Annotated in this window: 14 protein-coding genes and 1 pseudogene; 6 read left to right on the top strand and 9 right to left on the bottom strand. The window is 61.7% G+C overall.

Annotated elements, in window-relative coordinates; genetic code table 11:
* Nucleotides 1–167 precede the first annotated feature (167 nt).
* On the bottom strand, nt 168–563 hold the full coding sequence (locus DLM46_RS39055) for a hypothetical protein (protein ID WP_133300338.1): 396 nt from the start codon (nt 561–563) through the stop codon (nt 168–170).
* A 426-nt stretch (nt 564–989) separates the two neighbouring features.
* Here DLM46_RS39055 and DLM46_RS40935 point away from each other — a divergent pair, with 426 nt between their 5' ends.
* Nucleotides 990–1124: a hypothetical protein gene (locus DLM46_RS40935; protein WP_279635192.1), complete on the top strand. Its 135-nt coding sequence runs from the start codon at nt 990–992 to the stop codon at nt 1122–1124.
* Nucleotides 1125–1207: 83 nt separating this feature from the next.
* Nucleotides 1208–1948 carry an SDR family NAD(P)-dependent oxidoreductase gene (locus DLM46_RS14470; RefSeq protein WP_115101432.1) on the top strand — a complete coding sequence of 247 codons (741 nt, stop codon included), beginning with the start codon at nt 1208–1210 and terminating at the stop codon, nt 1946–1948.
* Nucleotides 1949–2183: 235 nt separating this feature from the next.
* Here DLM46_RS14470 and lysA read toward each other — a convergent pair whose 3' ends face one another.
* A complete protein-coding gene (lysA, locus tag DLM46_RS14465; RefSeq protein ID WP_115101431.1) occupies nt 2184–3434 on the bottom strand; it encodes a diaminopimelate decarboxylase in 1251 nt (416 codons plus the stop codon).
* Between the two features lie 96 nt (nt 3435–3530).
* On the opposite strand from lysA, the gene DLM46_RS14460 reads away from it, so the two are divergent.
* Nucleotides 3531–4460, top strand: coding sequence for a LysR family transcriptional regulator (locus DLM46_RS14460; RefSeq protein ID WP_115101430.1), 930 nt, complete (start codon nt 3531–3533; stop codon nt 4458–4460).
* A 19-nt stretch (nt 4461–4479) separates the two neighbouring features.
* On the opposite strand, the gene DLM46_RS14455 is transcribed toward DLM46_RS14460, so the two are convergent.
* The 7 genes and pseudogenes from DLM46_RS14455 to DLM46_RS14425 all read right to left on the bottom strand — a co-directional run bounded on the left by DLM46_RS14455 (nt 4480) and on the right by DLM46_RS14425 (nt 9712).
* A complete protein-coding gene (locus DLM46_RS14455; protein ID WP_115101429.1) occupies nt 4480–4899 on the bottom strand; it encodes a rubredoxin in 420 nt (139 codons plus the stop codon).
* Nucleotides 4900–4975: 76 nt separating this feature from the next.
* The gene (locus tag DLM46_RS40930) at nt 4976–5110 is read right to left on the bottom strand and encodes a hypothetical protein (protein WP_279635190.1); all 135 of its coding nucleotides are present in this window, start codon (nt 5108–5110) and stop codon (nt 4976–4978) included.
* 183 nt (nt 5111–5293) lie between these two features.
* Nucleotides 5294–6532, bottom strand: coding sequence for an aromatic ring-hydroxylating oxygenase subunit alpha (locus DLM46_RS14445; protein ID WP_115101428.1), 1239 nt, complete (start codon nt 6530–6532; stop codon nt 5294–5296).
* Nucleotides 6533–6721: 189 nt separating this feature from the next.
* Nucleotides 6722–8173: a glycosyltransferase family 2 protein gene (locus DLM46_RS14440; protein ID WP_115101427.1), complete on the bottom strand. Its 1452-nt coding sequence runs from the start codon at nt 8171–8173 to the stop codon at nt 6722–6724.
* Nucleotides 8174–8239: 66 nt separating this feature from the next.
* Nucleotides 8240–8839: a cytochrome b gene (locus tag DLM46_RS14435; RefSeq protein WP_115101426.1), complete on the bottom strand. Its 600-nt coding sequence runs from the start codon at nt 8837–8839 to the stop codon at nt 8240–8242.
* 146 nt (nt 8840–8985) lie between these two features.
* Nucleotides 8986–9171, bottom strand: a pseudogene (locus tag DLM46_RS14430) (hypothetical protein); the annotation flags it as partial.
* Nucleotides 9170–9712 (bottom strand): DUF488 domain-containing protein, encoded by a 543-nt coding sequence (locus DLM46_RS14425; protein WP_115101425.1) that lies wholly within the window; start codon nt 9710–9712, stop codon nt 9170–9172. The gene DLM46_RS14425 and the pseudogene DLM46_RS14430, both read right to left, overlap by 2 nt.
* Nucleotides 9713–9977: 265 nt before the next feature.
* Here DLM46_RS14425 and DLM46_RS14420 point away from each other — a divergent pair, with 265 nt between their 5' ends.
* The 3 genes from DLM46_RS14420 (at nt 9978) to DLM46_RS14410 (ending at nt 12712) form a co-directional block, all read left to right on the top strand.
* Nucleotides 9978–11042, top strand: coding sequence for a DMT family transporter (locus DLM46_RS14420; RefSeq protein WP_115101424.1), 1065 nt, complete (start codon nt 9978–9980; stop codon nt 11040–11042).
* 166 nt (nt 11043–11208) lie between these two features.
* Complete coding sequence (locus tag DLM46_RS14415; RefSeq protein WP_115101423.1) at nt 11209–11415, top strand: DUF3562 domain-containing protein; 207 nt, start codon at nt 11209–11211, stop codon at nt 11413–11415.
* Between the two features lie 193 nt (nt 11416–11608).
* Nucleotides 11609–12712, top strand: coding sequence for an NAD(P)/FAD-dependent oxidoreductase (locus DLM46_RS14410; RefSeq protein WP_115101422.1), 1104 nt, complete (start codon nt 11609–11611; stop codon nt 12710–12712).
* The last annotated feature ends 9 nt before the right edge of the window (nt 12713–12721 follow it).

Here is a 12721-nt window from a genome sequence, read left to right as displayed (position 1 = left end):
ATCGCTGGCTGCCGCCTCATCTTTTGTTCTCTCGTGCAGAGGACTTTTAGCGAAGCGGAGGCGGCGCTCGGAGATGGCCGCAGGCACGGCACGAAAGGCACGTCCGCTTCGCTAAAAATTCTTTGGGCTGGACTGCTCCGCCGGTGGTGACGGCTATGGGCATTGAATCAGCGGGATAGCAACGTTTTTGCCGATGACGGCGTTGGCAGCATCACGTCCGTCGTACCGTCTTGCGCTTGAGGGCTGCGTACACCATCGTGTAGTGCAAACAGGTCGCGCCACGCGTGCACTGAGCCGCCATGGTCGGACAGCGGCCAAAGCTGTGCCGCAAATCTGCCACAAAGCGTCGAGTCAGGCGTGCAGAACTCCTCTACAAAAATAGAGGTAATTCCAGATAAAGCAACATCTCTTCTGTAATTGTCCGGTTGCCTTTTTGTTGCCCGTTTTTTTAGCGAGTAGCGATTACGCCTGAAGGAGAAGCCTTCGCGCTGAAGCGTCAGCGCCAACGTCTCTGCACGGCACGGCAGTGGCTCGCCATGCGCCACTGCGCTGCGCTGCGTCATCTGGGCGAGCCTCAGCCCCTATTCGCGTGGCGCTCGCATCGGCGGCAAGCATCGCGTGACGACCCTATGTGATCCGGGGACGCGGGCGCAACGATATCTTCCCGCCGAGCGGTTGCTTTGGGTGCTGAGTACGCTAACGAAGGGGCCATGAGGTGCATACGCGCTGAACAGACACCCCGGCCAGGCGTCATCACGGCTTTCCGTTTGCGGGCTGCAGCGACCGGATCGTGCCCGCTGACCCAGTCAGCCTGTGCTTCACTTCCGTGTCCAAGTCAAAACTTGACTTCACACTTCATAGCGGCCGTTTGTTTCCTCGTTTGCCCCTCCTACTATGCCCGAGAGGCATGCCCCCTGCATACAAGGTCTTTGTCGCACCTTCCACCGAAACCTATAGTCGTTGCACCACCATGGATCAAAAGTGGCGCTATGAAGAAGTTCGTTGGTTCGATTGCAGAAACCCTCACAGGCGAAGGCTGTACTGCCGTCGACGCCAGGAAGCGCGCGAAGCTGGTCATCGCCGATCTTCGTGATGTGGCGGCACCGGGAAGGTTCCGGTTCTAAAAATGGTCCGGGCAAAGACAACAGTCAGTTATTAACTGGATTAGTGACGCGGTGAATCGCTCACGGAATCCTTAGGAAATCATATGTCTAAGTTAGCTCAAAAAGTGGCACTTGTTACCGGTGGTTCACGTGGCATCGGTGCGGCAATCGCAAAACGTCTGGCCGCGGATGGGGCGAGCGTGGCCTTTACATACGCGAAGGACGCCAGCGCGGCTTCGGCCGTGGTCAAAGCGATTGAACTCAATGGCGGAAAGGCTATTGCAATTCAGGCGGACGCTACTGACGTCGAAGCTGTCGAGGCTGCGGTCAAAAAAAGTTTTGCGACCTTCGGCCGGCTGGATGTGCTGGTGAACAATGCCGGCACGGCCATTCCGAAACCGTTCGAAGATACGACGCTGGAGGAGATGGATAAAGTGATCGACATCAACATCCGCGGCGTATTCGCTACGACCAAGGCTGTGCTGAAGCACCTGAGTGATGGTGGCCGCATCATCATGATCGGTTCGGCGGTGGGTGAGCGTGCCATTGCGCCAGGGCTGGTGCCCTACGCAGCCACGAACGCAGCCGTCAGGATGTTCACCCAGGCGCTGTCCAGAGAGTTGGGAGGGCGGGGCATCACGGTCAACAACGTCCAGCCGGGTCCGATCGATACAGACGTGAATCCCGCCTCAGGCGATTGGGCGGTGCCGCAGGGGACCGCCACAGTACTCGGCCGCTATGGGCGCGTTGAGGAGATCGCCGCAATGGTGGCTTTCGTCGCCGGCCCGGAGGCCTCATACGTTACCGGGGCGAATCTTACGGTAGATGGCGGGATGAATGCCTGAGCCCGGGCACATACTCGGCCTACGGATTTGAAGAAGGGCGACGTCCGTGCGGACGCGTCGGGGAGTCGATGAGCTAACTGAGTCGGCTCTCCATTAAGACCCCGTAGTCACCAGGCCGCGCCGATACAGTTCGCAGGCGCGGCCCGTGTCTGGCTCGCTTTTCGCGAGACATGATTGCCCACTGCGCTGGAATATCAACTCGGTGAGAGCGCGCTGACAAAGCGATCGCGGTAAATCAAACCGAGGCCTCCAGCGCCAACAATTCCTCGACGGTCTGCCGGCGCCGGATCAGGCGCGGCTTGCCGTTCTCCAGCAACACCTCGGGTGCGAGCGGCCGGCTGTTGTAGTTCGATGACATCGACGCACCGTATGCGCCCGCGTCGCGAAACACGACGAAGTCGCCCACTTCAGGCGCGGGCATAAACCGGCTCTCAACCACACCGCACGCTGCTTGCGTGAACACGTCGCCCGCTTCACACAACGGGCCGCCCACCGCGAACAATGCATGGGGCTGTTCGCCAAGCGTGCCGTTGCGCTTCACCACGCTCATCTCATGATGACTGCCGTAGAACGACGGCCGCATCAGATCGTTGAACCCAGCATCGACCAATGCGAAATGCCGGCTCGGCCGCCGGTTCAACGCATGCACCTCGGCAACCAGCACGCCGGCTTGCGCAACCAGAAAGCGCCCCGGCTCGATTTCCAGCCGCACGCGATGTCCGACATGCGCTTCGATCTGCTTGCGCGCCGCATCCCAAAGACGGAAATAATGTTCGACGTCGATGCGCGGTTCGCCTTCGCTATACGGCACGGACAAACCGCCGCCTGCGGAAATCGCTTCGATATCGTGGCCCAGGCCTTTGACTGCCGAAACCATCGAATCGCACACGCGCGACAGATGCACATAGTCGACGCCGGAGCCGATATGCATGTGCAACCCGACCAGCTTCAAGCGATAACGACGCACGATTTCCAGCGCGAGCGCCACGTCGCCGAGCCAGATACCGTGCTTGCTATGCTCGCCGCCGGTATTGGTCTTGTTGCTGTGTCCGTGTCCGAAACCCGGGTTGATCCGCAGCCACACGCGGTGACCTTCGGGCGCATGCCGCCCTACGCGTTCGAGCATATCGAGCGACCCGGCGTTGACCGTGATGCGATGCGCGAGCACGGTGGCCAGCGTCGCATGGTCGATCAGATCCGCGGTAAACACGACGCCTTCCGGCTCGCCATCCGGTGCGAAGCCCGCCGCCATACTACGCACGATTTCGCCTGAAGACACAGCGTCGACCAATACGCCTTCGTCGCGCATCAACTTCAGGACATGTAGATTCGAACACGCCTTTTGCGCATAGCGAATCACGTCGAAGCGGCGCAATTCGGCGATGCGTTGACGGATCGCGTCGGCGCTATAGATCCATAGCGGCGTGCCGTGCTGTCCGGCGAGTTCAACGAGTTGTTGCGGATCGAATGTGGTCACGGTTCTCATGTCCCCGGTGAAGGCTCGAGCCACATGATGCTGAAAACCGTTCATTCAGTAAAATACTTATCTGTCGCTCATCCATTCAATTCTGATATAGGCATCATGGCGCTCACGCACAGGCATATCGAGATCTTCCGCGCGTTGATGACGGCGGGCAGCGTCACCCGAGCGGCCGAGATGTTGTTCACGTCGCAGCCCACCGTGAGCCGCGAACTCGCGCGCCTGGAGCGAAGCATCGGCTTTGCCTTGTTCGAGCGGGTGCATGGGCGTCTGCGTCCCACGATGTCCGCATTGACACTATTCGACGAGATCAAGCGCGCGTACGTCGGACTCGAACGGGTCGCGTCCACGGCGGCGAGCCTGCGCGAATTTCAGGGCGGCCAACTCTCGATCATCGCGTTGCCCGCGTTTTCGCATTCGCTTTTGCCGGGAGCGTCCAAACGATTCCACGACACACAGCCGGGCGTGAGCCTGTCCATTGCGACGCAGGAGTCGCCGTTTCTCGAAGAGTGGCTGACCGCCCAGCGCTACGACCTCGGCCTGACCGAACACGGCGCGCCGCCGGCCGGCACGCGCCTGACGCCGTTGCTTGAAGTGGACGAAGTTTGCGTGCTGCCCGATGCGCATCCGCTGCTCGCGAAGCGCGTGATCGAACTGAACGATTTCGCGAATCAGCCTTTTATCAGCCTGTCGTCGAACGATCCGTACCGGATTCAGATCGACGAAGCTTTCGCACAAGCGAGCATCGCACGGCGGCAGATGATCGAGACGCCCACCGCCGTTTCAGTTTGCAGTTTCGTGCGGCAGGGCCTGGGATTGGCGATCGTCAATCCGCTAACCGCGCTCGATTTCGTGGGCCGGAATCTGCATATCCGGCCGCTTGCCGTATCGTTTCCGTTTCGTGTGAGCGTGGTGCATCCGGAGCATCGTCCGAGCCATCCGCTAGCCGGGGCGTTCGTCGAAGCGCTGCAAAGCGAGGCGGCCGCGCTGCGGCTACAGTTGCCGGCTGGCGCTGCTCTTACCGTGCGCTAAGCCAGGCCGCCGGCTGATCTCAAAACTCGACCAACGCGAAATCGTCCTTGCCCACGTCGCACAATGGGCAGCGCCAATCGGCCGGAACATCCGCCCAGCGCGTGCCGGGCGCGATGCCCTCGTCGGGCAGGCCGGCGGCTTCGTCGTAGATCCACCCGCAGATCACGCAGACCCACTGCTTGAAGTCATCCGCCGAAGCCGCATGATCAACCGCTGCGTGGGGCGCATCGGCGGCTTGCAGAGCGGGCGTGTCATCGAGACTCACGACCAGCGGCGCAGCGGTGCCTGCGCTGTTATCGGCCAGAAGACGCGCCTGCAGGCTTTCCAACAGACGCTGCGCTTCTGCGTGCGTCAAATCGATCCAGTACGGGTCGCCCGCACCGTCGTTCAGCCGCTCGGGAGAAAACTGGATTTCTACGGCTACGCCCTTCTTGTACATGGCAGTTGGAATTCGAAGAAGCCGGCGGCCAGCGCCGGCGTAGGCCTGATGCGTGGAGCGAAGGCTCGCGGGAGGATTAGACCAGCTGGTTCAGCAAGATAGCGGCGAGCAGGGCTGCACCGCCGATGAGGCCCAGGAATTGCAACAGTGTCAGCGATTTACGCGAAGAAGCGGGAACTTGTTGGACGATGGGGGATTTGGAAGCAGTCACTTGGCGTTCTTGATTGCGGAAAAAGCGAAATGGTACACGGGGTGGGGACTGACGCATGCCGATTTGCGCAAACCCCGGTGTATTTGTTCCATTATCGCTGCTCGTGTTGCCAGGATTCGGTCATGGTTGAAGATGGAGTCATTCCCGATTGTGCGATCCTGCGCAGCACCAAAAATTCGACTATCAGGTATTCGGCGATGCGTTCCCGTGCCGCGAATCCCAAAAACGGATCACCGACGTACCGGCGGTGCCGACGCCCACTACCTGGTCCGGCGCGCCGCTCTCGCGCAGCAACGCACGCAGCTCGTTGATGACAGGAAACACTTCATGATTCCAGTCCGCGCCTTGCTTATCGTGCGCGCGCTGCTCGGCTTCGACAATCTCGCGGTCTTCCTTGAAGATGCGTTCGGTGAACCACACCAGCAGCGGCCACGCGAGATTCAGCAGGCCCGGAATGCCCGGCTTGCGGATCGACAGCAAACCGAACGTGCGATTGGTGCGCTGCTCGCGATCGAGCGGCACGTAGACGATCCATAGATCCATCACCAGCGTCTGATCGGATGTGCGGATTTGCAGCGTCTGATACGGATAGCCGGTGCGGATCGTCATGACGTCCTTGTCATCTTCGCCGCCGGTCTTGCGGCTCTGGCCGAACACGATCGCTTCGCCGATCGGCTGCTGCCCGGCCATGCGCGCAAACGTGTAGTCGACTTCAACCCAGCCTTCGCCACGCCGACGGCCCACCGAACGCGCGCGCATCTGGCCCATTTGCCGGCGATGGAGGAACTGATGGTTCATGTCCATCAGGTTCTCATGCATGAACGAATAGTGGCAGTTCACCGCGCGGCCGAAACGGCGCGTCTTGTACTTCTTGTCCGACACCGAACCAAAAGACGGCAACGGACGCTCTTCAGCCAGAGCGGCATCGCCCGGAAACACGAAAATCAGACCTTCGACTTCGCGGCACGGATACGAACGCACGCCATTCGGCAAACGGTCGCGGCCCAGATACGGTACGTCGATGCACTTGCCAGAGCAGTCGTAGGTCCAGCCGTGATAGCCGCAGCGAATCGATTCGCCGTCCACCACCCCCTGATGCAACGGCACCTGACGATGCGCGCAGCGGTCCTCGAGCGCGAACACCTTGCCGGACTCCGTGCGTGCCAGCACGATCGGCTCACCCGCGAACGTCACACCATGCGTCTTGCCACGCTTCACTTCGTTCGACCACGCCAGCGGATACCAGTAGTCGGGATGAATGCCGACACGCCGCAGATCGCGCTCCGGCGCACCATCGACGGCATGGCGGGATGGCTGGGCATCCACCGCTTCATGGGCGGGGGTGTGCGCGGCTGCATGAACTGCCGTTGCATCGGCAGGCACATCAACGGTGTCTTGTTCGAGCGGGGGAACATCATGCATAGGTCGAGCCTCCGTGCGGGAGCGGGAAGAAGGTCGCCGCCCCGAAGAGAGGTTGGCAGCGTCGCACAGTCTACTCGAACCGGCAGCGGGTTGGACCTGCTGACTGCCCTTATGCGCCGCTCGCCGCCGCCCATTGCCGCAATCGCTCGAGACCGCCGCTGCACGTGAATCGACGAAGGCCATCTCCCGCTAACTTTCGTCGCGTGCCACGAGGCCCGAGCGGCGTTGCACGCCCCACGAACGTCCGCCGCGCAGGAAATGCAGCCAACCGAGCAGTGCGCCGACATGGCGGACCAGCTGGAACGTGAACGGCTCGGCGATTGCCGCGAGGACAGCCATCCACAAACTCGAACCGGTGCGCGCGCCGGTCCAGCGGCGGTACAGGTGGATGCACCATAGATAAAACGCGAGATCGATTGCGGTTTTCAGACCGATCACGCTGAAAATCGATACGACGATCGCGCCATGCCCGCCGAATCCAAACGCGAGCAGCAGCGAAAAGGCGGTCAAGCCGTAGATCGGCTGCATCGTGTCGACCGCCTTGACCGGCAGCATCAGCATGCCGAGCGTGCCGTAGCGCGGATTGCCGGTCATGTCGCGGTTCCAGTACTGCGTCTGCAGGAAGCCCGCGAACCAGCGGCGGCGCTGCCGCAGAAAACTGCTGAGATTGCCGGGCGCATCGGTATGCGCGTGGGCGTCGCCGACCACGCGCACGTCCCAGCTCAGTCCGTGATCGACCGAATAGCGGCGCAGCCGATGAATCAGTTCGTAGTCTTCGACCAGACACTGCGGGTCGAAGCCGCCCACGTCGATCAGCGCATCACGCCTGAACGACGCGAACGCGCCGGAAATCAGCAGAAGACTCTCGGCGCGCATCCATGCAAAACGGGCGATGAAGTTGCGCATGTACTCGTAGCTCTGGAACCACTGGAACACCCGGCCCGACACCGACTTGCCGCAGACCGGCGTCAGAATGCCCGCCGCCGCGACCAGCTTCGGTTCGCTCGCGAAGGCGGCACGCATCGCATAGGTGGCGTCGTCGTCGAGCAGCGTGTCGGCATCGACGGTCATCACCGTGTCGGTCGTCATGACCGTGATCGCGGCGTTCAGCGCACGCGCCTTGCCGGCGTGCGGTACACGCAGCCAGTAGAGATTCGGGTAAAGCGAACTCGGCGCACTCAGCACGCCTTCGGCTGCGGCAGTCAGCCCGAAGCGCTCGGTAAGCAGCGCGCGGGTGTTGTCGGTGGAACCGTCGTCGGCGATCACGATTTGCGCCGGACCATACGTCTGCCGCAACAGCGCGGCAAGCGTCAGCGGCAGCACAGCGGCCTCGTTATGCGACGCGACGATCACACCCATGCTCGGCAAATCGCGCGAGTCGTAGTCGGGTTCGAGCGGCGGCGGTGGGCGCATCAGCGGCAGCGTTTTCAGCGTAACGAAGGCGAGCAACAAGGTGTCGTACACCACGTACGCAATGCCGGTCGACCATGCGACCACGCCTTGCAGAAAGAACGCGCGCGCGAACAGCAGCAGCCACAACACGACGACGCTGACATGAATCAGCGAGCTGGACAGCGTAGTGGGACGCGGCAGTATGCGTGGCGATGCGAGGGCGAGCGCCTGTTCCAGAGTTTTCTTCAAAATAACGGCTGAGTTCGTCGAGAGTGCGGTTAAAGGACTGGGGACTGGGCGTATAGGCCGCGGCGCTTACGGCACCATGCGCTTGAGAACCGGCTTGCGATCGATCCACTGGTGTTTCAACGCGCCGCCCATATGCATCGCCAGCAACGCATACAGCGCGTAGCCGAGCCACGTATGCAGCGCGCCGAAGCGGTCGTGCAAGGTTTCCTTGAACGCCGGATCAAGACTCGTCACGTAGCCGATACGCGGCCACGGAAACAGGTTGAACAGCCGCATGGGATGCGTCGCCGCGTCTTTCCAGGCCGAATCGTGCAGCCAGCCGGACAGCGGCAACGCGATCATCAGCAGATACAGCAGGAAATGCGCGACGTGCGCGGCCATTTTTTCCCACGCCGGAAACTCGCGCGGCAGCGGCGGCGGCTTATGCGAGATGCGCCACAAGATGCGCATGAGTGCGAGGCCAAGCACCGTGATGCCGATCGACTTGTGGGTATCGACCACCGGACGCACCCAGCCGTCGGGTAATGAATCCGCGCTCAGCCCGAGCACGACGTTGCCGATCATCAGCAGCGCGATCAGCCAGTGCAGCAGCATCGCCGTGCGGGTGTAACGCGAGGGTAGCGGCGTGCTGGTCGAATCGGTCAGGGTGTCGGCTTGGGTGTTCATCAATGGTTCCGTCCGCAAGAAAGCGTTTCTGCGAAAGCTGTTTGAAATCCGGCTATGCCGGAGCAGGTTTGTTGGCGCCGTCGGCATGAGGCAAACGCACCAGTGTGCCGTTTTATTCCCTCATACGCTTAAATACGTATTTCAGATTATTTCGCCGGCAGGCGGTGCGTCAGGCCGGCGCCGTTCAGCGCCGCGAATACGCGCTCACGCAAACTCGGCAGCATCTCCGCCTCGAACCAGGGATTGCGCTTGAACCACGCGATATTGCGCGGCGATGGATGCGGCAGCGGCATGACGTTGGGGCCATAGTCGCGCCAACGCAGCAGCGGATCAGGACTCGGTTTCCGGTGGATAAATCAACGTGCCGCCGGGTTGCGCTTGCGCGCCCGGCGTCATGGTCGCGGCGTTGGTGTGGTGCGTATCCATGATGTGCAACACGGTCTCGCCGCGCAGCAGCAAATAGTCGGCGATGATACGCCGGTGGCATCGCCACCATACCGCTTCGGAACACATGATCGCACAACGGCGGCGGTGGCCGAGGTCGACGAGGCGTGCGAGGCCTTCCTGAAATGCTGCTGTCATTGCGTAGTCGGCATAGCTGCGAAAGGCGGGATGCGTCCAGTAACCGTTCGGCGACGGCGCATCGCCTTTGCGATGGCTGCGGCGGCCACCCAGTTCGCTCAGATGAAGGTAGTCGATGTGCGCGGGAGCGAGCGAGCCCGGCAATGTCTCCTGATTGAACTGCGGATTGGTGCGCGAGCGTGGAATGCTGCGCACATCCACCAGCGTTTCGATCTCCGATGCTTCGAGCAAATCGATGAACTCGCGCAGCGGATGCGTGGAATGACCGATCGTGAAAAACGGACGCGTCATTGCAGGTTCACCCGGGCGTTGGCGGCGACGCTGTACGTTTACCCCGTGCGCGGCGCCTGGTCAACCGCGGGTCGAGCGCGCGGGTCGAGCGCGGATCCGCCCTCTTCCGCATCTCGGTCCCATGGCCGTCGAGCCGGCGGTTGTCGTCGAAACTGCGAGCGTTCGTGGATTTTCTGTCGGAGCGCTCGATTCCCGAGGCGTCGGCGGGCAGATAGCGCTATCGTGTCGGCAACGCCCGCTTCGACTTCAACTGGATTTCAAACTCATGTCGACCCGCTTTAACGCAGCTTTCACCGCGTTACTGGCCGCCGCGCTGTTCGGCGCGACCACGCCCCTCGCCAAAGCGCTGCTCGGCTCGCTGTCGCCGTTTCTGCTCGCCGGTCTGTTCTACCTCGGCAGCGGCACCGGCCTCGCCGTGCTGATCCTGCTGCGCCGGCTGCAAAGCCATGCCCGCGGACAGCGCGTCAGCCACGACCGCTTTCCGTTACGCGAAGTACCGTGGCTCGCCGGCGCGATCGCGGCGGGCGGCGTCGCCGGTCCGGCGCTTCTGATGCTCGGTTTGCAAACGACACCCGCGGCCACCGGCTCGCTGCTGCTGAATCTCGAAGGCGTATTCACCGCGCTGATCGCATGGGTCGTGTTTCGCGAGAACGTCGACGTGCAGGTATTCCTCGGCATGGTCGCGATCGTCGCGGGCGGCGTGGCGCTGTCGTGGCAACCGGGCGCGGCAGGCCTGCCGCCCGGCACACTGCTGCTGGCCGCCGCGTGCGCCTGCTGGGCCATCGACAACAATCTCACGCGCAAGGTGTCGGCTAACGATGCCATGTTCATTGCGTGCGTCAAAGGACTCGTGGCCGGTTCGGTGAATATCGCGCTCGCGTTCACCCTCGGCGCCGCATGGCCGAAGGCCGCGACCATCACGCTTGCGATGCTGACGGGCTTCGCCGGCTACGGCGTGAGTCTCGTGCTATTCGTCATAGCATTGCGCCATCTCGGCACCGCGCGCACCGGCGCGTATTTCTCGGTCGCGCCGCTCTTCGGCGTGACCTTGTCGTGGGTGTTGTGGCCTGAAATGCCGCCGCTGCTGTTCTGGGTCGCGGCCGCGCTGATGACGCTGGGCGTCTGGCTGCATATCCGCGAACGTCACGAGCATCCGCATACGCACGATGCACTTGACCACACGCATCGTCATCGACACGACGCGCATCATCAGCATGAACACGATTTCGTATGGGATGGCAACGAGCCGCATACCCATCCGCATCGCCATGCACCAATCTCGCACACTCACGCGCATTTCCCGGATATTCATCATCGACATACGCATTGATTTCTCGCACGACGGCCCGGCGCTGGAACCTACGGACTGCAAGACAAAAATCTCTGTGGAACGAATCCTGCGATAGACCGATTCAATTTGCATCAACGCGAATCACATTCTCTAATGAAACTCCTGTTTGCCCGCGATTCATCCTGCCTACCCTGGAGAGATTTCCATGTCCCAGCCCGAACCCAACATCGACGAATTGGTAAGAAGCATCGCGGAAGAAACCGATACGCCCGCTGAAACGGTCTCGAAGATGTACGCCGACACGCTGGCCGACTATCGGCACGATGCGCGCGTCTTCGATTACGTGCCGCTCTTCGCCGCGAAGAAGGTGCGTGACCAGCTGCGGAATTCGTCGAATCGCAGCAAACACTAATATTTGGGCGCGCGGAGACCACCGCCTGTTTTATACCGTTGCTTTCTTTATGCGTTGCTTCATGCCGTTTCGCGCAAGCCTCGCTGGCTTGCATACGCTGATTCGCACGAACTTGCACTGAATTAATTTTCCCGTTGTCAGAAATTTCCCGCTGCTAGACTCTGATCCGAACAGACCGTTTCGAGGACGAGGCATGCGGGTGACAATCGTAGGCGCGGGCATTGCGGGCTTGAGTACGGCGTGGTCGCTGGCGAAGCTGGGGCATGACGTTACGCTGATCGAACAGGGTTCGATTCCCAATCCGCTCGCCGCGTCGGGCGACCGGCACCGGATGATCCGCCGCGCATACGGCGACGCCGACGGCTATGCGCGTACCATCGCTGAAGCGTTCGACAGTTGGGATTTGCTGTGGGACGACTTGGGCGTTTCGCACTACGCTAATTGCGGCGTGCTTGGCATTTCCCAATATGCCGGCGACGGCGCGGAACTATTCCGCGCCGGCCTCGACCGGATGGAATTCGAATACGAACGGCTCAAACCGTACGAAGCGGCCGAACGTTATCCGTTTCTCGATCCCGCTACCTTTCGCTACGCTTACCTCGACCATGACGGTGGCGTGCTCTTTAGCGAACGCATAGCACACGATATGAAAGCGTGGCTCAAGATGCGCGGCGCCGAGATTCGCATGCATGCAAAAGCGCTCGCCGTCGATCCGCAGGCGGCATCCGTGCAACTCGAAGACGGCAGCACGGTTCGCGGCGACAAGCTCGTGGTCGCCGCGGGCGCCTGGACCTTGCAGTTGTTCCCCGCACTCGCTGAAAAGCTGGTGACTTATCGCAACGCGGTCGCCTATATGGAACCGCCCGCGGACTTGCAGGACGCATGGTCGAACGCGCCGGCGATTGTCGATATCGGTGGCGCCAGCAGCGGTTACGTGCTGCCGCCTATCGACGGCGTCGGCCTGAAGTTCGGCGCGGGCGTGCGCAAGACTCGCGCCGCCGATCCAAACGCCGATCGCGTCGCCGCACCCGACGAAGGCGACAGTTTGCGCCGGCTGTTCTCGCCGCCCTTCGGCCGCATCGACGAATATAGGGTCACCGAAGTGAAGACTTGCGCGTATACATTCACGGCGGACACACGTTTCTTTTCGCAGTGCCTCGGCAACACGCTGGTTGTGTCGGCATGCTCGGGCCACGGCTATAAATTCGGCGCGGCGGTCGGGCGGCGCATCGCGCAAGCACTGCATACGGACGACGACGCCATGCTCGCACGTTGGCTCAGAGCGGAAATGGCGTAGCCGGGTTTC

The sequence above is a fragment of the Paraburkholderia lacunae genome (assembly GCF_003353175.1).
Lineage (GTDB): Bacteria > Pseudomonadota > Gammaproteobacteria > Burkholderiales > Burkholderiaceae > Paraburkholderia > Paraburkholderia lacunae.
The sequence above is the reverse complement of the archived record's forward strand: the minus strand, read 5'-3'. Positions and strand labels throughout refer to the sequence as shown.